We start from the raw sequence: 19,431 nt of genomic DNA, 5'->3' as shown, positions 1-19,431 counted from the left end.
CGACGATGGCCATCAGCAAGGTCCTGATCGCGAACCGGGGCGAGATCGCGCTCCGCATCCACCGTGCCTGCCACGAGATGGGCATTCAGACGGTGGCGGTCCACTCGACCGCCGACGCCGACGCGATGCACGTCCGCCTTGCCGACCAGTCGGTCTGCATCGGGCCGGCCCCGGCGTCGGAAAGCTATCTTAACATCCCGAGCATCATCGCCGCCGCAGAGATCTCGGGCGCCGACGCGGTCCATCCCGGCTACGGCTTCCTCTCCGAGAACGCGATGTTCGCCGAGATCGTCGAATCGCATAACCTGATCTGGATCGGCCCCAAGCCCGAGCATATCCGGACGATGGGCGACAAGATCGAAGCCAAGACCACCGCCGCCAAGCTCGGCCTGCCGCTGGTCCCCGGATCGCCCGGCCCGCTGACCTCGATCCATGAGGCGCGGGAGATCGCGGCCAAGATCGGCTATCCGGTGCTGATCAAGGCGGCTTCGGGCGGCGGCGGACGCGGCATGAAGGTCGTCACCGAAGAGAGCCAGCTCGAGACCCTGATGGCGCAGGCCGGTTCCGAGGCGAAGTCGGCATTTGGCGATGCGACCGTCTACATGGAGAAATATCTCGGCGATCCGCGCCACATCGAGTTCCAGGTGTTCGGCGACGGCAAGGGTAATGCGATCCATGTCGGCGAGCGCGACTGTTCGCTCCAGCGCCGCCATCAGAAGGTGCTCGAAGAGGCCCCCTCCCCGGTCATCACCCATGCCCAGCGCAACGAGATGGGCGCGATCGTCGCCCGCGCCATGGCGGACATGGGCTATCGCGGCGCCGGCACGATCGAGTTCCTCTACGAGAATGGCGAGTTCTACTTCATCGAGATGAACACCCGCCTGCAGGTCGAGCATCCGGTGACCGAGGCGATCACCGGCCTCGATCTGGTCCGCGAGCAGATCCGCATCGCCGAGGGCAAGCCGCTGTCGGTGACGCAGGAGGACCTGGAGTTCCGCGGCCATGCGATCGAATGCCGGATCAACGCCGAAGACTGGAAGAGCTTCGCGCCGAGCCCCGGCACGGTGAAGGCCTTCCATGCGCCGGGCGGCATGCACGTTCGCGTCGATAGCGGCATTTATGCCGGCTATCGCATTCCGCCTTATTATGATTCGATGATCGCCAAGCTGATCGTCTACGGCCGCGATCGTGCCGGCTGCATCCGTCGGCTGCGCCGCGCGCTCGAGGAGTTCGTCGTCGATGGCGTCAAGACGACGATCCCGATGCACCGCGCCTTGCTCGACGAGCCGGATTTCCAGAGCGGCAATTACACAATCAAGTGGCTCGAGGAGTGGCTGGCGACACAGCAGGATCCCGCCGAATGAAGGCGACGATCTGGCACAATCCGCGCTGCTCCAAATCGCGCGAGGCGCTCGCTATCCTGCAGGCGGCTCCAGGCGTCGAGATCGAGGTCCTGGACTATCTGAAGCAGCCGCCGAGCCGCGAGGCCATCGCCGCGATCTACGCCAGGGCGGGCATGACGCCGTCGGAAGGCCTCCGCAAGGCCGAGGACGGCGCCAAGGCGCTGAAGGGCGCCAGTGACGACGCGATCCTTGATGCGATGGCTGCCGATCCCATCCTGATAGAACGCCCGCTGGTGGAAACCGCCAAGGGCGCAAGATTGGGCCGGCCGCCGGAGAGGGTGCGCGAGATACTCTGAGCAGGCGCTAATGCGCCACCCGCTCGCCGCCCGCAATCTGGGGCGGCACCGGCGGCATCATCTCCAGATAGGCATCGACGAGCAGGTTCCACACCGCATAGCCGTCCGCATTCAGGTGGATCCGATCCTCCAGGAAATAGCGGTCGTCGGGCCGGCCGTCCGCGGCCAGCAAAGCTGTGCCGACATCGAGATAATCGAAATCGCCTGCCGCCTCGGCCTGCGCCTTCACCGCCGCGTTCACCTGTTGCATCTTCGCCCATAATCCCCACCGGGCGTTGCCGGGCTTGAGCGAGAGGAAGACGATGCGCGCCTGGGGCAGATCGGATCGCAGGCGAGTGAGCAGGGTCAGCACGTCGGCGATCACGCGCTCAGGCGCCGCGCCATGCGCGATATCGTTCTCCCCGATATAGACGACCACGGCGGCGGGCCGATAGACCGACAATATCTGCGGATAATAATATAGCACATCAGGCGTTTCCGAGCCGCCGAAGCCGTGGTTGACCGGAGCGAATGCGGGAAAGCCGGCCGCGACGTCCCAGCGCCTGATGCTGGAGCTGCCCACGAAAAGCGTGCCGCCATTGACGATCCCGAGATCCTTGTCGTGGCGCTGAAATGCCGCGATCTCAGGCGCAAAGCGCAGCGATGCGTTCGCAGCCGGCGCCGGCGCGAGCTGGTCCCCGGCCGCGGCGGGGACCAGCTCGGCGGCCCATGCGGGCATGGCAGGCATGACAGGCGCGAGGAGCAGCGCGAGCAGTCGATTGAGCATTCGATTCATCTGGCGTGAGGTCTCCGACGTGTCGCACCTGTTGGTAGATTGGAGCAGATTAACTCCCGATTGCGGTTACTCCGCGGCGAGGAGTTGCTCCGCCGCGCCCAGATCGACCGAGACGAGCCGGCTGACGCCCCGCTCGATCATCGTGACGCCGAACAGGCGGTGCATGCGACTCATCGTGACGGCATTGTGCGTGACGATCAGGTAGCGCGTGTCGGTTTCGTTGGTCATCGCCACGAGCAGGTCGCAGAAGCGCTCGATATTGGCGTCGTCGAGCGGGGCATCTACCTCGTCCAACACGCAGATCGGCGCGGGGTTGGTGAGAAACAGCGCGAAGATCAGCGCCACCGCGGTCAGCGCTTGCTCGCCGCCCGACAAAAGGGTGAGCGAGCTGAGGTTCTTGCCCGGCGGCTGAGCCATGATCTCGAGCCCCGCCTCCAGCGGATCATCGCTGTCGATCAGCGCGAGATGCGCCTCGCCGCCCGCAAAGAGCGTCGTGAACAGCCGTCGGAAATGCCCGTCCACCGCCTGGAACGCCGCGAGCAGCCGCGCCCGCCCTTCGCGATTGAGGCTGCCGATCGAGCCGCGCAGCCGGTTGATCGCCTGATAGAGTTCGTCCCGCTCGGCGATGCTGGTGCCGTGCTGGCTCTCGATCTCGGCCAGTTCGCTCTCGGCGACCAGATTGACCGGCCCGAGCCGCTCGCGGTCGACGGTCAGCCGTTCGAGCCGGGCGGACTCGGCCGCACCGTCGGCGACTTCGCTGCTCGCGAAGCCGATCTTTTCGGGCAACACCGGCGCCGGGCATTCGAAACGCTCGCCCGACAGGCGGCTCATCTCGACGCGGCGCTGTTCCTGGTTCTCATGCCGTGCCTGCGCGCCTGCGCGCGCCTCGCGGGCAGCGGCTAACGCCTCGCCGGCCTGCGCGACATCGGTCTCGATCGCACGCAACTCCGCCTCCGCCAGGCGCTCCGCTTCGCGCGCGGCATCGGCAGCCTGATCGGCCGCGCGCGCATCGGCGCCCACTGTTTCGATCAACGCCTGCAATTCCTCGGGACGGCCTTCGAGAGCCTTGGTCTCGGTTTCGATGGCGCGCGCGCGCGAATCCATCTCGGCAATGCGGCTTGCGGCATCGCCTGCCCGACTTCGCCAGCTCTTCGCCTCGGCGCGTGCCGCTTGCTGGCGCTGCGCGTCAGCCGAAGCTGCCTGCGCAAGGGTCATCGCTTGCCCCCGCGCCTCGAACAGCCGCGCGCGCACCATCTCGCTGGCCTTGCGCAGCCGCTCGACTTCGCTGCGGGTCGCCTCTCCGTCGGGCAGGGCCAGCATCACCGCCAGTTGGGCTTGCACCGCCTCACCGGCCTCGTCCGCTTCGCCGGCGGCGCGCTGCTGCCGCTCGGACATCGCACCGCGCTGGCCGGCCAACCGCTCGATCGCGGTGGTGGCCTGATCCTCGTCGCGGATCGCACCCCGCTGCGCGACCTCGGCCCGGCCGAGTTCGCCGCGCGCCGCATCGATCGCTGCCTTGGCCGCCTGCACGGCCCCATTGGCATCGGCCAGCGAAGACTGGGCCGCATCCACATCGGAGCGTGCCTTCGGCAAAGCTGCGTTGAGCTCCGCGAGGCGATTTGCGCGCACCAGCCGTTCCGCCGCGGCCGCACCGACATTGGCGGCGACGAAACCATCCCAGCGCCGCATCCGACCATCACGCGTGACGAGCCGCTGCCCGACGCCCAGCGGGATCGAGCCGTCATCGCCATCGACAACGCCGACCTGGGCCAGTCGCCGAGCCAGTTCCGCAGGGGCGCCGACATGATCGGCAAGATTCTCCACTCCGGCGGGAAGCCGCGGGTCGTCGGCCTTGTCCGCGCCCGACCAGCGCAGCGGCCCGTCACCGCCGACGGCGGCATCGAGGTCGTCGCCCAAGGCTGCCGCCAACGCCCGTTCATAGCCGGGCGTCGCCTGGATCCGGTCGATCGCGCGATTGCCCTGCCCTGCCGCGCCGGCCGTCTTCGCCAGCGAGCGCGCTTCGGACTCGAGCGCGGCCAGTGCCGCGCGCGCCGCGCCGCTCGCGGTCTCCGCCTCCTCGCGCCGCGCGGCGGCGGACGTGCGGGCCTCCTCGGCCGCGCCGATCGACGCCATCGCGTCCGCTATGCCGCGCTCGGCCAGTTCGCGCGCGGCTATCGCCGCCGTCCTGCGCGCGACCAGCGGCGCCTCGTCGCCAAGTGCTGCCAGCTCGCGCGCGATCCGCTGAGCCTCGGCCTGCGCCCGCTCCAGCCGTTGGCGCGCGGCCGTGACATTGGCTTGCGCGACCCGCATGTCGGCCTGCTCCGCGGCATAGGCCGCCTGTGCCTTGGCCACGGCCAGTTCGGCCTCACGCGCTTCATTCTCCGCGTCCCGCACCTGCGAGTCGATCGCCGACTGTCGTATCGTCGCCTCGTCGATCCGGCGGCCGAGTTCCTTTTCCTCCTGGCCGAGCGCCGCTAGCGCTGCCGCCGCGTCGATCGCCAGCCGATCCTCCCGCGCGCGGTCGCGGCTCAGCGTATCGCGCGCCTGCCCGATGTCGGCGAGGCGGCGCCGGACGCCTTCCAGGTCGGCGTTCAAAGTCGCCAGGCGATGGGCCAGCCCGGTCGACCGCTCGCGCGAGCTCTGTGCAGTGGCGCGTGCATCGCCAACCTTGCGGGTAATTTCCGCTTGCCGCGCCACCAGGGCGCGCTGGATATCGGCGGCCTGGTTGACCGTGGCGTCGGCCAGGGCCGCTTCCTTCTGCGCCGCGTCGGCAGCATTGGCCGCGTCGCGCCAGCGCGAGAAGATCAGCCGCGCCTCCGCGATCCTGATCTGCTCGCTGAGCGCCTTGTAGCGTTCGGCGGTGCGCGCCTGCCGCCGCAGCGATCCTGTGCGCGCTTCCATGTCGGCGATAAGGTCGTCGAGCCGTGCGAGGTTCGTCTCGGTTGCCCGCAGCTTCTGCTCGGCATCCTTGCGGCGGACATGCAGGCCGGCGATTCCCGCTGCCTCTTCGAGCATCTGGCGCCGCTCGGCGGGCTTGGCGGCGATCACGGCGGCAATACGACCTTGGCTGACCAGCGCCGGCGAGTGCGCGCCCGTGGCGGCGTCGGCGAACATCAGGCCGACGTCCTTCTGGCGAACGTCGCGGCCGTTCATCCGGTAGGCGGAACCGGCGCCCCGCTCGATCCGGCGGGTGACCTCGACCTCCCGGTCCTGATCGCCCTCCGCATCGGGCCGTTCGGTGAACAGGGTGACCTCGGCGAAGTCGCGGGCTGGCCGGGTGGTCGTGCCCGCGAAGATGACGTCCTCCATGCCGCCGCCGCGCATCGACTTGGCGCTGGATTCGCCCATCACCCAGCGGATCGCTTCGAGCAGGTTGGATTTGCCGCAGCCATTGGGACCGACAATCCCCGTCAGGCCGCGCTCGATCATCAGCTCGGCCGGCTCGACGAAGCTCTTGAACCCGGAGAGGCGCAGCTTGCGGATGCGCATCGGCGGCTCAGCCGGTCCCCGCCGATGCGCCCCTGAAGCTCATCTCAGCGGGCGCGTTCGCGCAGCTTGGCTTCGAGGCCGGGCCAGTCATAGACGCCTTCCTGGCGTTCGCCATTCAGGAAGAAGTTGGGCGTGCCGTCGACCTTGTCCTCGTTGGCGCCGTGGTCGCGGATCTTGAGCAGTTCCGCCAGCGCGCCCTTGTCGGAAAGGCAGGCCTGGATGCGATCGCCCGGCACACCATGAGCCTTGAAGAAATCTTCGAGCCCCGACAGCTGCACCAGCTGGGCGAACTGCTCCTGCTGCGGCAGCGCGCCGAGCGACTGGAGCCTCTTCTCGTCGATCGAGTTGAACTTGCCGACCCAATCGGCCTGCGTTGCATAGAGCTGCTCGACGAACGGGAAGAAGGTGTCCGCCCCCTGGCAGCGCGCGACCAGCGTTGCCGCGACGTCGAGCGGATTGAGCACGAAATTACGATATTCCCAGCTCACCTTGCCGGTTCTGACATAATCATTCTTAAGCGGCTCGGCACCGGCCTTGGTGAAGTCGCGGCAATGCGGGCAGGTGATCGAGGCATATTCAACCAGTTTCACCGGCGCGTCGGGATTGCCCATCCGGAAGCCGCCCTCGGGCGTCTTGACGACCGTCTCGGTCCAGTCCTGTCCGGTATAGGGTGCCTGGGGCGCAGCGGTCGCAACATTGGCGGCAGCGCCTTCGTTCGCATCCTTCTTGCCGCAGCCGGTCAGCACCAGCGCCAAACCGATCGCCGCGAGGGCCAGCGTCTTCGTCATATTCTCATAGTCTCCGAGCAGCGCATGGGGGCTGTGGTGCACAGTGATAGCCGCGACGGCGGATGGCGCAAGAGAAGCTTGCGCCATAGCATCCGAGGCCTCGCATCCCAGCCCGTCATCCGTCCCGGCGGCGCTATTTCACGCCGGACGTCTCCGGCGGCTCATTCGCACTGCCCCTGAAACCATAGATCCGCCACGGTCCTTCGATCTTCGGCTCCATGCCGGGCGCCAGGAACTGCACGCGGTTCAACCCACGTGGGTCATAGGCGATCCTCAGGTCGAAAAGCCTCGCCAGACGCGCCCGCGGATGTTCGGCCATGATATCCCCCGATCGATTTGCCCCGCTGGATATTCGCCGCGAACCACCTCCGAAATCAAGCTTGTCCGAATAGCGGGCGCGACGACCAGGCACCTCGGCCCAGCTCACCGCGCTTTTGCATGCTCCTGTCAAAACTATTGAGATCCATGACCCTCAACAGGAACAGGTCTTCCATCTATTTGTTTATCAAAAGTTCCAGCCTGAACGGCATGGAACACTTCTGGAAAATATCAACATGACAAATAACGATCGAGTAGAAGTCATTCCGCTGGTGGAAGAGCATATCTCTACTTCCAAGGAACGCTTCGAAACCGGAACGGTTCGGGTGAGGACTTTCACCACTGAAACAATGGCGCGTGTTACCGAAGATCTCCAGCAAGACGAAGTAGACATCCGACATGTTTCAATAGACCGGCCAGTCGAAAGCGTGCCCGATATCCGAGAGGAAGACGGTGCGCTGATCATACCCGTCGTCGAGGAAATTCTGGTCGTGGAAAAGCGGCTCGTGCTGAAGGAAGAGATCCACATTCGACGACGCCAGACGGTGGAACGCTTTGAAAAGTCGATCCCCCTCAAGTCGCAGCAGGCCATCATCGAGCGGCACCGCGCGGACGGGGCCGCATCACCACCAAGCAAGGAGTAGGATAATGTCGCGAACAGTCACCGCCCTTTTCGACAACCGCCAGGAAGCCGAGGCTGCGGCTGACCGGCTGCGGCAGTCGAGAATCGATGCCGACCGGATCAGGATCATGGACCAGCACAGCCAGGGCTTCAGCGCCGATCGCTATTCGAACCGCGAGGATCGCGGCATTTGGGCCTCGATCAAGGAGATGTTCCTGCCCGACGAGGATCGCTACACCTATGAAGAAGGCGTTCGGCGCGGCGGTGTGGTGGTCAGTGCGCAGGTCGACGAAGACGAAGCCGACGAAGCGATCCGCATACTCGAGGAAGCGAGCAGCGTGGATCTCGACCGCCGCACGCAGGATTGGCGCAGCAGCGGCTGGACCGGGGGCGTCGCCAGTGGCAGCACCGGCATGTCCGCGACCGACACCTTGCGGGGCGACAGGGCGCGCGAGCCCGGCGTCTCCGATCGATCGGGTTCCGTGGTCGACGAGGAGCGCATCCCGGTGATCGAGGAGCAGCTTCGCGTCGGCAAGCGCGAGATCGAGCGCGGCGGTGCGCGCGTCCGTTCCTATATCGTCGAGGAACCGGTCCATGAGCAGGTTACCCTGCGCGAGGAACATGTCAGCGTCGAGCGGCGCCCGGCGGAGCAAACCACCCGCGCGGGAGATGTCGGCGACGCCGACCTGCTGCGCGATCGCGATATCGAGATGACCGAGACGGCGGAAGAAGCCGTGGTGGCAAAGGAAGCCGTCGTCCGCGAGGAGATCGTCGTCCGCAAGACCGCCGAGGAACGGGTCGAGGACATCGACGATACCGTGCGCCGAACCGAAGTCGAGGTCGATGAGGGCGATCGCGGGATGGTCAGCCATGGCGTTGACCGGGACCGCGACCGGGGCCGCGACCGCGATCGCGACCGCGACGGTCTGCCGGGCAGCGGCAGGACCGATCGCGACACTTCGTTCTGATCGGATGGCGACGTCGAGGGAGCGGGCCCCGCTCCCTCGGCATCCTCCACCTGTGGACGCGCAGAGGTCGCGATGTGGAGAGCGGTGTGGCGCATGATGATCGTCGCGATCGTGGCGGTCAGCGCCGCGATCCTCGTCATGTTCGTCGCCGAACGGTTGAACCCGAAAAGACCGGTGCCGCCAGAGGATGCGGTGCCGATCGCTCCGGTCGTCAAACCACAGCCCGACAAGCTTAAACTGCGTTGATAGTGCGTGGAGCGGAACCACAGCAGCTCGGCTGCACAGGCTCGGGGTGCAGAACTGGCAAGAGCGCAATCGCCGCTACGGTTGGTAGGCGCGCCTCGTATGACTCAGGCTGACCGCATCCGCCTGGAAGAAGATGAAGTTCATCGGAACCGAGTAGGCCATGGTCACTTCGACGAATTTGACGCCCTTCGCGGTTCCATGGCTCACCGAAGGGCCGGTGATCCGGCTGTTGTCGAGCCCGAACTTGCTGCTGCCCACCTTTGCAAGGATCTGGGCGTCGGACGGGTTCGGATAAATGGTCGCGTAGCGCGCGCCGGTTTCGACCGCCTGCTGCAGTCCTGCATCCGCGTAGAACATGATCCCGATCTGCATGATGCCGATGATCATGGTCAGCAAGACCGGTATCACAAGCGCGAACTCGACCGCGGACGCGCCGCGCTCATCGTCAACGACATTGCCGCGCTGCGCGCTCACTGCACCCGCACCGAGGCATAGCCCGCCACCGGGATGTCGCCGCTGGCGGACAGCTGCAACATCGGGAACATGGGCCGATAGCTTGCGCTGATCGAGATCGACACGAAGCGTCCGACCTGCTGGCCGGTAAAGCAGCTGCCGTCGAACGAGACCTGCCTTACGCCCGCACATTCGAGCCATTTGTCGAGCGTGACCTGCTCCGCGGGCACCGACGCCGCATCGGCGGCCTCGGCCTGCAAGGCCTGGAAGGCTGCACTGTTCAAGCCGCCCGCGGTCGCCATCTCGACGCTGCGCGCTGCCGCCTGCTGCACCCTCAGCTTCGCGGCGAAACCCATCGCGAGATCCGACATCCCGGCAATCAGCATCGCCAGGGCCGGAATCACGATCGCAGTCTCGATCACGCTGATGCCGCGATCGTCGGATGGCAGGTCCCGAAGCCGTCGCAAGCCCATCGTCAGCTCACCAGCTGGACGCGCGCGCCGGTGAAGGACGACGCGCCCGAACCGCTCGGGCAATTATTCGCGATCATGGTGTTGCCGGTGAAGGTGACGCGCCGGCTCACGATCTGGATGCATTCGGTTGTCATGCCCGAATCTCCCGAGAAGCTCACGGCCTGCGACGCCATGTAGATTGCCCCCTGCAGCTTCGAACCGGCATTGCCGTTGACCGTGTTGCTTCCCGAATCCTGGGCGCGGCGATCCTGGTAGAACAGCACCCCCTTGTAGGTCCCGCTGGTCGGCGCGGTGAGCTGCAGGCTGGCGCCTCCGTTGATGTCCACCGTCGCGATCGTGCTCGGATTGGACGTGGCGTTGCTGCTGGTGAGGATGAAGGTCACCCCGGTACCGGTGATCACCGTCTGCGATCCCGCGCTGAACGAGCTGCCGTCGATCAGATACACGCCGGGATCGAAGCTAACCGTGCCCTTCAGGTCCATGCCGCGGTAGCAGGACACGCCCGAGGCATTGGTCACGTGCTGGGTTGCATTCGGCGCCACCGAAAGCTTTCCACTGCACGTCGTTACCGATGGCGTCGGCAACCCGGCGAAAGGGTCTGGCTGGGCTATCGAATAGGGCTGCAGCGTGGTGCCCGCCGCATAATTCGCGCTCGCCTGCAGCCCTCCGACCGCCGCAACCGGCGTCGCGAAGATGCTGCTGCTTCCGCCAGCGGTCACGGCATTGCTGGCGATCGAATTGGTGGCGATGCCGCAACCCATCGTCACGCTCGCATTGCCCTGCATCGTCACCCCGGTGGCGCTCGTCGGCTCCAGCGAGATCACGCAGTAATTGCCGTTGCTGATGACGGCGGCGGTTGCATCGGCGGTCAGCACCGGTGCCGAACTCAGGAACAGGCTCGAGAAGGGCAGCGCCTTCTGCATCTTGAGCACCACCCGCACAGCATTGGCGTTTCCGGCAAAGCTGCCGGCCGTCGGCGCGCTTTCGATCGTGGGCGATCCCAGCAATGCCACGAAGCTGTGCCGGTTGATATCGGTCGTGGCGCTCGCCATCGGGTCGCCCCCCTGAGCCTTGGCATATGCACCGGCAAGCGCGGCCGAGTCTGCCTGGCGCTGGATCTCTCTTTTCCACACCGTCCACTGGACCGTGTCGGTAGCAAGCCCGCCGGTCCCGATCAGGACGGGAAACGACAATGCGACCAGGAACAGGGCGTTGCCCGCTTCATTGCGGATCAGATCGATAAGCTTGTCGAACATCAGGCGCCAATCCGTCCATCCAGCACGCGAGGACGGCAACACAAGCAGGCAGCAGCCTTGAAATCAGGATAAGCGAATTGGTTAGCGGGACAGGAAGGAAGGCCGCTTGCCTAGACCTTGATCGGATCAGGCACAATCAGCCTGATCCGTGAATCAGGGTCTAAACCTTTGACAGAGCATGATTCACGCTTTCGGCGGAAGCGCAACGCGCTTCCACCTCAAACGAGCATACTCTAGCGCAAGGCAGCCTTGATCAAGGGTTCCAGATCCGCCCATTCGTGGACATTCTCCTGCCGTTTCCCATTGACCAGGATCAGCGGCGTTCCGGGAATTGCGTCGCGTTGCCAGCTGTTCCCGGCCATTTTCGTGAGCTGGTCCTTGCCGGCCGCATCGGCCATGCAGCTGGCATAGACCTTCGGTGTCATGCCGCGCTTCATGAAGAAGGCATCGAAGCCGGCCGCCTTGGCGACAAGCGCCATCTTTTCGTCGTCCGACCTGCTTTCGAAGTCTGGCGCACTCGCAGCACTCGCGCCCTTCGTCATCCAGTCCTGCTGGGTGGCGAACAGCGCTTCGATCGAATCGAGATAGAGCGCGCGCGGTTCACAGCGCAGCAGCAGAGATGCGACGAAGTCGTAGCCGTCGCGCACGGCATGCCGCACTTCGAGGCTCGCAATCCCCCTAGCGAGATAGTCCCGCTTGAGCGGAGACATCGCGTCTCGTGCCAATGCGGCGCAGTGCGGGCAGGTGAGCGACAGATATTCGACGAGCTTCACCTTGGCCGCAGGGTTGCCGACGACGATCGCGCCTTCGGCGGTGCGGCTGGTCGTCAGCAGCCAGTTCCGAGCGGCAGGAGCTGCCTTTGCCAACGGTTTTGCAGCGTACACGCCGGATGACAGCGACAGGGCGAGCAGCGCAGCCGCTGCAACCGGTAGTATCTTCACTGGTCGGCGTCTCCGGGCGTGATGACCGGCGGCCCGCTCGTGGCGGCAAGGGCCCCCGCCAGCGATTCCAGGCAGGCACGAAGTTCGGGATCGCCAACTGTCCGCAGACTGTCGCCGAGATCGACCGGCAGCATCTTGAGCGAGGGCGGAGCGACTCGCGGCGCCGGCGCGGGCGGCGCGGCACAGGAACCCTGCTTGATCGCGATGCGCGCCACCGCGGGATAGCCGAAGAAGCGGTTGACCCGCTCGATGATCGTGGGCGCGACATGCTGGAGCATCGTGCCATGCGCGCCGTCGACCAGCAGCGCCAGAACGCCTTCCGAGCGACGGCCCTGGGGGAAGCGAATCGATTCGGGAACCGAGACCCTGGCGTAGCGCTCGCCGACGATCTCCGCCCAGCGGCTGACCACCGAACTCTGCACGAAGCCGAAGCGGCGAAAGGCAGCGCGGCCGACATCGGGCAGCATATCCGCGACCGAACGGGCCTGGCCGCCGCGCGGTCGGGGCTCGATCGGCTTCGCTGCTTTCGCCGCCTTGGGCCGCGCCGTTTTCACTGTCTTGCCGGTTTCGCTCATACCCGCTTCATGCCATAGGCGCCCCATGCGCGTCGATGCCGTAGCTGAAAATTTGCTGGCCTGGTATGACGTCCATCGTCGCCGGCTGCCGTGGCGTGCCGAAGCCGAAGCGGCAGCACCCGATCCCTATCGGGTGTGGCTGTCCGAAGTGATGCTGCAGCAGACCACGGTGGCAGCGGTGAAGCCCTATTTCGAACGCTTCACCACCCGCTGGCCGACGGTGAACGATCTCGCCGCCGCCGACGAGTCCGAGGTGATGACCGCCTGGGCAGGCCTCGGCTATTACGCCCGCGCCCGCAACCTGATCGCCTGCGCCCGTGCGGTGGCACGCGACCATCGCGGCCGTTTTCCCGACAGCGAGGCCGGGCTGCGCACCCTGCCGGGCATCGGCGACTATAGCGCTGCCGCGATCGCGGCGATCGCCTTTGGACAGCGCGCGGTGGTGATCGACGCCAATGTCGAGCGTGTCTGCAGCCGGTTTTTCGCGTTCGGCCAGCCCCTGCCGCAGGCGCGCGCCGCGCTGCGAACCGCGGTCGACCGGATCACACCGGACGCGCGGGCCGGCGATTTCGCGCAGGCGATGATGGATCTGGGGTCGGGCATCTGCACCGCCCGCGCGCCGCAATGCCTGCTTTGCCCGTTGAGCGGGGGCTGTGCTGCCCGGTCGGCTGGCAATCCGGAGGCCTATCCGGTCAAGGCCGCAAAGCGCACCAAGCCGCAGCGCCGCGGCACCGCATTCTGGATCGAACGCGGCAACCATGTCTGGCTGGTGCGGCGGCCGGCCAAGGGCCTGCTCGGCGGCATGCGCGCGCTGCCCAGCGGTCCCTGGATCGACATCGATCCCGGGCTTGCCGGTGCACCGATGGGCGGCGCATGGCGCGATGCGGGAACCGTTGCCCACGTCTTCACCCATTTCGCGCTGGACCTGCGGGTGATGGCCGCCAGTTGCCGGGAGGAGATCGGCGACGGCGAATGGTGGCCGATCGAGCGGATAGAGGAGGCCGGCCTCCCCACCCTCTTCGCACGCGCCGCTGCCTGCGCTATCGCCACGCGCCGACCCATGGAGAGATGATGGCCGACTTTCCCGCCCCCGGCTTCACTGGATCACCGCTCGTCCGCATCGATATAGAGCGCGATAACCAGGCCTATTTCGACGAGCAGCGCGCCAGCCTCTCGGCCCGGCTGTTACGACTGGGGGGGCTCAGTCCGGTGCTCGATCCCGACGGCCGGCTGAGCTGGGGTTCGCTGGCCGAAGCGGATCCCGATGCGCCGCTGGCTTTACTCGGCCTGATCGACGGGAAGCCGCGCTTCGTTTCCTTGAAGAGGATAGATCCGGCGAGCGACCAGCGCGCCGGTATCATGACCGTGGGATCGATGACCGAACCTGGCGACGCCGGCACCTATGCCGCCGCCCGGGCGTTGGTCGACTGGCACAGCCGCCACGGCTGGTGCGCCAATTGCGGCCATGTCACCACGGTAGGACGCTCGGGCTGGGCACGCTTCTGCCGCAAGGAGGATGGAGGCTGCGGCACCGAGCATTTCCCGCGCACCGATCCCGTGGTGATCATGCTCGCGGAATATGGGGATCGGGTGCTGGTCGGCCACAATGTCCGCATGCCGCCGCGCTTCTATTCGGCACTCGCCGGCTTTCTCGAAGTCGGCGAATCGATCGAGGACGCCGTTGCGCGCGAGCTTCATGAAGAGGCAGGCGTCGTCGTCACCGAGGTCCGCTACATCGCCAGCCAACCTTGGCCGATGCAATCCCAGCTGATGATCGGCTGCATTGCCAAGGTCGAGAGCGACGTGCTTCAGCTCGACACCAAGGAGATCGACCATGCGCTATGGGTGAATCGCGAGGAGGTCCGCGCCGCGCTGTCCGGCAATCCCGACGCGCTGTTCGAGATGAGCTTCCCGATGGCGATCGCCTATACGCTGCTCACCGCCTGGTCGAATGGAGCGTAGCCCGACCCACAGCCATGGCGATCCAGATTAGCCCAGCACCCGCGCGCGGGCCTGCGGATACGTCCCGAGCAAACGTACCCACTTGGTGTGGAAAGCGAGCTCCTCCAGGGCGCGGCGGACATGCGGCTGGTCGGGATGGCCCTCGATATCGGCGTAGAATTCGGTTGCCGCGAAGGTCGCGCCACGCTGATAGCTTTCAAGCTTGGTCATGTTGACGCCGTTCGTGGCGAAACCACCCATCGCCTTGTAGAGCGCTGCCGGGATGTTCTTCACCTCGAAAATGAAGGTGGTCATCACTGGCGTGCTATCCAGCGGCACGTCCGGTGCCGCGCGGGCCAGCACGACGAAGCGCGTAGTGTTGTCGTCCGAGTCCTGCAGATCGTCCTTCACCACCTTCAGACCGTAGATCGGCGCGGCGAGCGCCGGCGCGAGCGCGCCGACGTGAAGGTCGCCCGCTTCCGCCACCGCGGCTGCTGCACCGGCGGTATCGGGATAGGAGATGGGCGTGATGCCATTGGCGCGCAGCCAGTGGCGGCACTGCCCAAGTGCCTGCGGGTGGCTCATTACCTCGGTGATCTTGCCGTGGTTCGGCAGCGCCATCATCGTATGGCTGATCCGCATGAAATGCTCGCCGGTGATCACCAGTCCCGATTCGGGGAGCAGGAAGTGGATGTCGGCGACACGGCCGTGCAGCGAATTCTCGATCGGAATGACGGCACAGTCGGCGCGGAAGTCGCTCACGGCGTCCAGCGCATCCTCGAAACTGAAGCATGGCAGCGGCAGGCAGTTCGGAAATGCCGCGAGCGCGGCGATATGCGAATTGGCCCCGGGAGCGCCCTGAAACGCCACGGCGCGGCCCGGGTCGGCGGCACAGGCAGCGGACATTTCGGCGACGAGCACCTGAGCGGGAGCGGGATAGTTCTGCATGTTGCGCAGCCGATTAGGCGGACCTCGGGTCGATCGCAAGTCGCAGCGCAGCATATTCGGGTGTCGGGACGCTTGCGGAGCCCTCCAACCGATTATAAAGGGAGCGCGATTTTCGCGTGGGTTCCATCTCCCACGTTACCAGGGAGCTTGTGGGGCAAATGGACGATCGCGCTAACACGATTGCCGGCTGGGCGCTGGCTGGCGGCATTGCCGCACTGGGCCTTTCGATCCTCAGCGGCGAATATTTCAAAGCTGAGCGGCCCGAGAAGATGGGCTATGTCGTCGAGGGCGTCGAAGCAGAGGGTGACGCGGGCGGCGGCGCTGTCGCCGACAAGCCGATCGCTTTCTATCTGGCGAGCGCCGATCCCGCCAAGGGCGCCGACGTGTTCAAGAAGTGCGGCGCCTGCCATAATGCGGAAAAGGGCGGCCCGAACGCGCTTGGTCCGAACCTGTGGGGCGTACTGGGCGAGACGATCGGTGCCGGCGCGCATGGGTTCGCCTTCTCGGATGCTCTCAAGGCAAAGGGCGGAACCTGGGATTGGGACGGCCTGAACGCATGGCTGAAGAGCCCCAAGGCGTTCGCTCCTGGCACCAAGATGACCTTCGCCGGTCTGTCCAAGCCCGAAGATCGCGCCAACGTCATCGCCTATCTCAACCAGCAGAGCGATGCGCCTAAGCCGATGCCGGCGGTTCCCGCCGAAGCGGCCCCGGCTGCCGGCGCCCCAGCCGACAATGCTGCGGCTCCGGCCGAAGGCAACGAGGCCGCACCGGCGAAATAGTCCTGCTGCGATCGATTTGAAGAGGCCTCGGAGCGACGCTCCGGGGCCTTTCTCTTGGGCATCATTCAGGCGGAGGCCGGAATCTCGATAGTGGTTCGCGACCTCAACCCGTCCTTGACGGCCGAGACCCCGGCATCCGCCGGGTTGACGTCATCTATTCAAATGTCACCCGATCGCCATCCCGCATTGACTTGCAGTCACGCATCTCTAGAAGCGCCGGCGGGCCACGCTGTCCCAACGCAGCGCGTGCTCTCTGTGAGGAGAGTCTTAAATGACTGATTTTGAATATCCGGCCTCGAAGCCGGCACGTCCCCATTTCTCTTCCGGTCCCTGCGCCAAGCCGCCGGGCTGGGCCCCCGAAAAGCTCGCCACCGGATCGCTCGGCCGCTCGCATCGTTCGAAGCTGGGCAAGGCGCGGATCAATTATGCGGTCGATCTGACCCGTGACATCCTCGGCATTCCCGCCACGCACCGCATCGGCATCGTGCCCGGATCAGACACCGGCGCCGTCGAGATGGCGCTGTGGAGCCTGCTCGGTGCCCGCAAGGCGACGATGGTTGCCTGGGAGAGCTTCGGTGAGGGTTGGGTCACCGACGTCGTCAAGCAGCTCAAGATCGAGGCCGACGTGGTCAAGGCACCCTATGGCGCTCTGCCCGATCTCGCCGCGCTCGACCAGTCGACCGACATCGTGTTCACCTGGAACGGCACCACTTCGGGCGTGCGCGTACCGAATGGCGACTGGATCCGCGACGATCGCGAAGGGTTGACCATCGCCGATGCCACCTCGGCCTGCTTCGCGCAGGATATTCCGTGGGACAAGCTCGATGTCGTGACCTTCTCCTGGCAGAAGGTGCTCGGCGGCGAAGGCGCGCATGGCATCCTGGTGCTTGGCCCGCGTGCCGTCGAACGACTCGAAAGCTACACCCCCGCCTGGCCCCTGCCGAAGATCTTCCGCATGACCAAGGGCGGCAAGCTGATCGAGGGCATCTTCAAGGGCGAGACGATCAACACGCCGTCGATGCTGGCGATCGAGGATTATATCCACAGCCTGGAATGGGCGAAGTCGATCGGCGGCCTGTCCGAGTTGATCGCGCGCGCCGATGCCAATGCCGCGGCGCTTGACGCCTGGGTGCAGAAGACCGACTGGATCGACCACCTCGCCCCCGATGCGGCGACGCGGTCCAACACCTCGGTATGCCTCAAATTCGCCGAGCACGCGGTCGAAGGGCTCGATGAGGATGCACAGCTCGCCCTCGTCAAGAAGATAGCCGGTGCGCTGGAACTCGAAGAGGCCGCCTATGATGTGGCGGGCTATCGCGACGCACCTCCGGGTCTGCGGATCTGGTGTGGCGGCACGGTCGACACGGCCGACGTCGAGGCACTCGGACCCTGGCTCGACTGGGCCTGGAACCAGGCCCGCATCCCGGCCTGACAGGCCTCCACCTATGCAACGTCATTCCAGCGAAAGCTGGAATCTCCTTGTCTTCCTTCGCTCACGAAGAGAAGTGAGATCCCAGCTTCCGCTGGGATGACGGCCTGAGATCAAAGGATAAAATCCATGCCCAAGGTACTGATTTCCGACCAGATGGACCCTCTCGCCGCGCAGATTTTTCGCAACCGCGGCATCGAGGTCGACGAGATTACCGGCAAGACCAAGGAAGAGCTGATCGCGATCATCGGCCAATATGACGGCCTGGCGATCCGCTCCGCCACCAAGGTCACCAAGGAGGTTCTCGAAGCCGCCACCAAGCTGAAGGTTGTCGGCCGCGCCGGCATCGGCGTCGACAATGTCGACATTCCCACCGCATCGGCCAAGGGCGTGGTCGTGATGAACACGCCGTTCGGCAATTCGATCACCACTGCCGAGCACGCGATCGCGCTGATGTTCGCGCTCGCCCGCGATCTGCCCGAAGCCGACAAGTCGACCCAGGCCGGCAAGTGGGAAAAGAACCGCTTCATGGGCGTCGAGGTGACCAACAAGACCCTCGGCCTGATCGGCGCCGGCAATATCGGCTCGATCGTCGCCGATCGCGCTCTGGGCCTCAAGATGAAGGTTGTCGCCTATGATCCCTTCCTGACGCCCGAGCGCGCGATCGAGATGGGCGTCGAAAAGGTTGCGCTCGACGAACTGCTTACGCGCGCCGACTTCATCACCCTGCACACGCCGCTGACCGATTCGACCCGGAACATCCTGTCGAAGGAAAGTCTCGCCAAGACCAAGAAGGGCGTGCGCATCGTCAATTGCGCGCGCGGCGGCCTGGTCGACGAGGCGGCGCTCAAGGAAGCGCTCGACAGCGGCCATGTCGGCGGCGCGGCGATGGACGTGTTCGTTACCGAACCGGCCAAGGAATCGCCGCTGTTCGGCACGCCCAACTTCATCGCCACCCCGCATCTTGGCGCGTCGACCAACGAAGCCCAGGTCAACGTCGCGATCCAGGTCGCAGAGCAGATCTCGGACTTCCTGCTGTCCGGCGGCGTCACCAACGCGCTCAACATGCCGTCGCTGTCGGCCGAGGAAGCCCCCAAGCTGCGCCCCTACATGGCGCTGGCCGAGCATCTCGGCGCGCTGGTCGGCCAGCTCGAGGGCGACGCGATCAAGGCGGTCGCGATCGAAGTCGAGGGCGCTGCCGCCGAGCTCAACCAGAAGCCGATCACCGGCGCTGTGCTCGCCGGGCTGATGCGCGTCTATTCGGACACGGTGAACATGGTCAACGCGCCCTTCCTCGCGAAGGAGCGCGGCCTCGACGTGCGCGAAGTCCGCCACGACCGCGAGGGCGACTATTCGACGCTGGTACGCGTCACCGTCACCACGTCGGAGGGCGCCAAGTCGGTCGCGGGCACGCTGTTCGCCAATGCCGAGCCGCGCCTTGTCGAAATCTATGGGGTGAAGGTCGAGGCCGATCTCAGCGGCGACATGCTATACATCGTCAACGTCGACGCGCCGGGCTTCATCGGCCGGCTGGGTTCGACGCTGGGCGAAGCAGAGATCAACATCGGCACCTTCCATCTCGGCCGCCGCACGGCGGGCGGCGAAGCGGTGCTGCTGCTATCGGTCGACACCAAGGTGGATAACAGGGTGAAGGCAAAGATCGCCCAGCTGCCCGGCGTGAAGTCCGCCAAGACGCTGAGCTTCTAGGCCGTGACACGTCGCCCCAGCGAA

General features: G+C 65.8%; 20 protein-coding genes. 10 read left to right on the top strand and 10 right to left on the bottom strand.

What is annotated here, in order from left to right; all coding sequences use genetic code 11:
* Nucleotides 1-5: 5 nt before the first annotated feature.
* Together accC and AC1DQK_RS10480 are read left to right on the top strand one after the other, a co-directional pair.
* Entirely contained in the window at nucleotides 6-1,364 is a 1,359-nt protein-coding gene (gene accC, locus AC1DQK_RS10485) for an acetyl-CoA carboxylase biotin carboxylase subunit (RefSeq protein ID WP_477870159.1), read from the top strand.
* The gene (locus tag AC1DQK_RS10480; protein WP_477870157.1) at nucleotides 1,361-1,699 is read left to right on the top strand and encodes an arsenate reductase family protein; all 339 of its coding nucleotides are present in this window, start codon (nucleotides 1,361-1,363) and stop codon (nucleotides 1,697-1,699) included. The genes accC and AC1DQK_RS10480 overlap by 4 nt, the downstream gene beginning before the upstream one ends.
* A gap of 7 nt (nucleotides 1,700-1,706) precedes the next feature.
* Here the strand turns inward: AC1DQK_RS10480 and AC1DQK_RS10475 are convergent, their stop codons facing one another.
* From AC1DQK_RS10475 to AC1DQK_RS10460, 4 genes are all read right to left on the bottom strand, one after another.
* Nucleotides 1,707-2,474 carry a GDSL-type esterase/lipase family protein gene (locus tag AC1DQK_RS10475; RefSeq protein ID WP_477870155.1) on the bottom strand — a complete coding sequence of 256 codons (768 nt, stop codon included), beginning with the start codon at nucleotides 2,472-2,474 and terminating at the stop codon, nucleotides 1,707-1,709.
* Between the two features lie 66 nt (nucleotides 2,475-2,540).
* The gene (locus AC1DQK_RS10470; protein ID WP_477870153.1) at nucleotides 2,541-5,963 is read right to left on the bottom strand and encodes a chromosome segregation SMC family protein; all 3,423 of its coding nucleotides are present in this window, start codon (nucleotides 5,961-5,963) and stop codon (nucleotides 2,541-2,543) included.
* 44 nt (nucleotides 5,964-6,007) lie between these two features.
* On the bottom strand, nucleotides 6,008-6,751 hold the full coding sequence (locus AC1DQK_RS10465; protein ID WP_477870151.1) for a thioredoxin domain-containing protein: 744 nt from the start codon (nucleotides 6,749-6,751) through the stop codon (nucleotides 6,008-6,010).
* A 133-nt stretch (nucleotides 6,752-6,884) separates the two neighbouring features.
* The gene (locus AC1DQK_RS10460) at nucleotides 6,885-7,070 is read right to left on the bottom strand and encodes a hypothetical protein (protein WP_477870149.1); all 186 of its coding nucleotides are present in this window, start codon (nucleotides 7,068-7,070) and stop codon (nucleotides 6,885-6,887) included.
* A 115-nt stretch (nucleotides 7,071-7,185) separates the two neighbouring features.
* Between AC1DQK_RS10460 and AC1DQK_RS10455 the strand changes: the two genes are divergently transcribed.
* The 3 genes from AC1DQK_RS10455 to AC1DQK_RS10445 all read left to right on the top strand — a co-directional run bounded on the left by AC1DQK_RS10455 (nucleotide 7,186) and on the right by AC1DQK_RS10445 (nucleotide 8,905).
* On the top strand, nucleotides 7,186-7,713 hold the full coding sequence (locus AC1DQK_RS10455; RefSeq protein WP_477870147.1) for a YsnF/AvaK domain-containing protein: 528 nt from the start codon (nucleotides 7,186-7,188) through the stop codon (nucleotides 7,711-7,713).
* 4 nt (nucleotides 7,714-7,717) lie between these two features.
* Nucleotides 7,718-8,659 (top strand): YsnF/AvaK domain-containing protein, encoded by a 942-nt coding sequence (locus AC1DQK_RS10450; protein ID WP_477870145.1) that lies wholly within the window; start codon nucleotides 7,718-7,720, stop codon nucleotides 8,657-8,659.
* Between the two features lie 93 nt (nucleotides 8,660-8,752).
* Nucleotides 8,753-8,905: a hypothetical protein gene (locus AC1DQK_RS10445; RefSeq protein ID WP_477870143.1), complete on the top strand. Its 153-nt coding sequence runs from the start codon at nucleotides 8,753-8,755 to the stop codon at nucleotides 8,903-8,905.
* Between the two features lie 75 nt (nucleotides 8,906-8,980).
* Here the strand turns inward: AC1DQK_RS10445 and AC1DQK_RS10440 are convergent, their stop codons facing one another.
* The 5 genes from AC1DQK_RS10440 to AC1DQK_RS10420 form a co-directional block, all read right to left on the bottom strand.
* Nucleotides 8,981-9,379 (bottom strand): TadE/TadG family type IV pilus assembly protein, encoded by a 399-nt coding sequence (locus AC1DQK_RS10440; RefSeq protein ID WP_477870141.1) that lies wholly within the window; start codon nucleotides 9,377-9,379, stop codon nucleotides 8,981-8,983.
* Nucleotides 9,376-9,831 carry a TadE/TadG family type IV pilus assembly protein gene (locus tag AC1DQK_RS10435; protein ID WP_477870139.1) on the bottom strand — a complete coding sequence of 152 codons (456 nt, stop codon included), beginning with the start codon at nucleotides 9,829-9,831 and terminating at the stop codon, nucleotides 9,376-9,378. Before AC1DQK_RS10435 ends, AC1DQK_RS10440 begins: the two co-directional genes overlap by 4 nt.
* Before the next feature lie 2 nt (nucleotides 9,832-9,833).
* Entirely contained in the window at nucleotides 9,834-11,087 is a 1,254-nt protein-coding gene (locus AC1DQK_RS10430) for a pilus assembly protein TadG-related protein (RefSeq protein ID WP_477870137.1), read from the bottom strand.
* Nucleotides 11,088-11,320: 233 nt separating this feature from the next.
* Nucleotides 11,321-12,028 carry a thioredoxin domain-containing protein gene (locus tag AC1DQK_RS10425; RefSeq protein WP_477870135.1) on the bottom strand — a complete coding sequence of 236 codons (708 nt, stop codon included), beginning with the start codon at nucleotides 12,026-12,028 and terminating at the stop codon, nucleotides 11,321-11,323.
* On the bottom strand, nucleotides 12,025-12,603 hold the full coding sequence (locus tag AC1DQK_RS10420; RefSeq protein ID WP_477870133.1) for a DUF721 domain-containing protein: 579 nt from the start codon (nucleotides 12,601-12,603) through the stop codon (nucleotides 12,025-12,027). Before AC1DQK_RS10420 ends, AC1DQK_RS10425 begins: the two co-directional genes overlap by 4 nt.
* Nucleotides 12,604-12,628: 25 nt before the next feature.
* On the opposite strand from AC1DQK_RS10420, the gene mutY reads away from it, so the two are divergent.
* Entirely contained in the window at nucleotides 12,629-13,675 is a 1,047-nt protein-coding gene (gene mutY / locus AC1DQK_RS10415; RefSeq protein WP_477870131.1) for an A/G-specific adenine glycosylase, read from the top strand.
* On the top strand, nucleotides 13,675-14,565 hold the full coding sequence (gene nudC, locus AC1DQK_RS10410; protein WP_477870129.1) for an NAD(+) diphosphatase: 891 nt from the start codon (nucleotides 13,675-13,677) through the stop codon (nucleotides 14,563-14,565). Before mutY ends, nudC begins: the two co-directional genes overlap by 1 nt.
* Before the next feature lie 27 nt (nucleotides 14,566-14,592).
* Here the strand turns inward: nudC and AC1DQK_RS10405 are convergent, their stop codons facing one another.
* Nucleotides 14,593-15,492: a prephenate dehydratase gene (locus AC1DQK_RS10405; protein WP_477870127.1), complete on the bottom strand. Its 900-nt coding sequence runs from the start codon at nucleotides 15,490-15,492 to the stop codon at nucleotides 14,593-14,595.
* 158 nt (nucleotides 15,493-15,650) lie between these two features.
* Between AC1DQK_RS10405 and AC1DQK_RS10400 the strand changes: the two genes are divergently transcribed.
* The 3 genes from AC1DQK_RS10400 to serA all read left to right on the top strand — a co-directional run bounded on the left by AC1DQK_RS10400 (nucleotide 15,651) and on the right by serA (nucleotide 19,407).
* Nucleotides 15,651-16,271, top strand: a complete 621-nt coding sequence (locus AC1DQK_RS10400; protein ID WP_477870125.1) for a c-type cytochrome — start codon at nucleotides 15,651-15,653, stop codon at nucleotides 16,269-16,271.
* A 271-nt stretch (nucleotides 16,272-16,542) separates the two neighbouring features.
* On the top strand, nucleotides 16,543-17,703 hold the full coding sequence (locus tag AC1DQK_RS10395; protein ID WP_477870123.1) for a phosphoserine transaminase: 1,161 nt from the start codon (nucleotides 16,543-16,545) through the stop codon (nucleotides 17,701-17,703).
* Nucleotides 17,704-17,829: 126 nt separating this feature from the next.
* A complete protein-coding gene (serA, locus tag AC1DQK_RS10390; RefSeq protein ID WP_477870121.1) occupies nucleotides 17,830-19,407 on the top strand; it encodes a phosphoglycerate dehydrogenase in 1,578 nt (525 codons plus the stop codon).
* The last annotated feature ends 24 nt before the right edge of the window (nucleotides 19,408-19,431 follow it).

Source organism: Rhizorhabdus sp. P4_G5 (genome assembly GCF_056401065.1).
Note: the sequence above shows the minus strand (reverse complement) of the source record. Positions and strands in the feature narration are given on the sequence as shown.

Coding starts and splice junctions, on each gene's coding strand:
- serA (WP_477870121.1), top strand. CDS start 17,830: ATGCCCAAGGTACTGATTTCCGACCAGATGGACCCTCTCGCCGCGCAG.
- AC1DQK_RS10430 (WP_477870137.1), bottom strand. CDS start 11,087: ATGTTCGACAAGCTTATCGATCTGATCCGCAATGAAGCGGGCAACGCC.
- mutY (WP_477870131.1), top strand. CDS start 12,629: ATGCGCGTCGATGCCGTAGCTGAAAATTTGCTGGCCTGGTATGACGTC.
- AC1DQK_RS10450 (WP_477870145.1), top strand. CDS start 7,718: ATGTCGCGAACAGTCACCGCCCTTTTCGACAACCGCCAGGAAGCCGAG.
- AC1DQK_RS10445 (WP_477870143.1), top strand. CDS start 8,753: ATGATGATCGTCGCGATCGTGGCGGTCAGCGCCGCGATCCTCGTCATG.
- AC1DQK_RS10470 (WP_477870153.1), bottom strand. CDS start 5,963: ATGCGCATCCGCAAGCTGCGCCTCTCCGGGTTCAAGAGCTTCGTCGAG.
- accC (WP_477870159.1), top strand. CDS start 6: ATGGCCATCAGCAAGGTCCTGATCGCGAACCGGGGCGAGATCGCGCTC.
- AC1DQK_RS10480 (WP_477870157.1), top strand. CDS start 1,361: ATGAAGGCGACGATCTGGCACAATCCGCGCTGCTCCAAATCGCGCGAG.
- AC1DQK_RS10400 (WP_477870125.1), top strand. CDS start 15,651: ATGGACGATCGCGCTAACACGATTGCCGGCTGGGCGCTGGCTGGCGGC.
- AC1DQK_RS10475 (WP_477870155.1), bottom strand. CDS start 2,474: ATGAATCGAATGCTCAATCGACTGCTCGCGCTGCTCCTCGCGCCTGTC.
- AC1DQK_RS10465 (WP_477870151.1), bottom strand. CDS start 6,751: ATGACGAAGACGCTGGCCCTCGCGGCGATCGGTTTGGCGCTGGTGCTG.
- nudC (WP_477870129.1), top strand. CDS start 13,675: ATGGCCGACTTTCCCGCCCCCGGCTTCACTGGATCACCGCTCGTCCGC.
- AC1DQK_RS10460 (WP_477870149.1), bottom strand. CDS start 7,070: ATGGCCGAACATCCGCGGGCGCGTCTGGCGAGGCTTTTCGACCTGAGG.
- AC1DQK_RS10435 (WP_477870139.1), bottom strand. CDS start 9,831: ATGGGCTTGCGACGGCTTCGGGACCTGCCATCCGACGATCGCGGCATC.
- AC1DQK_RS10405 (WP_477870127.1), bottom strand. CDS start 15,492: ATGCAGAACTATCCCGCTCCCGCTCAGGTGCTCGTCGCCGAAATGTCC.
- AC1DQK_RS10395 (WP_477870123.1), top strand. CDS start 16,543: ATGACTGATTTTGAATATCCGGCCTCGAAGCCGGCACGTCCCCATTTC.
- AC1DQK_RS10420 (WP_477870133.1), bottom strand. CDS start 12,603: ATGAGCGAAACCGGCAAGACAGTGAAAACGGCGCGGCCCAAGGCGGCG.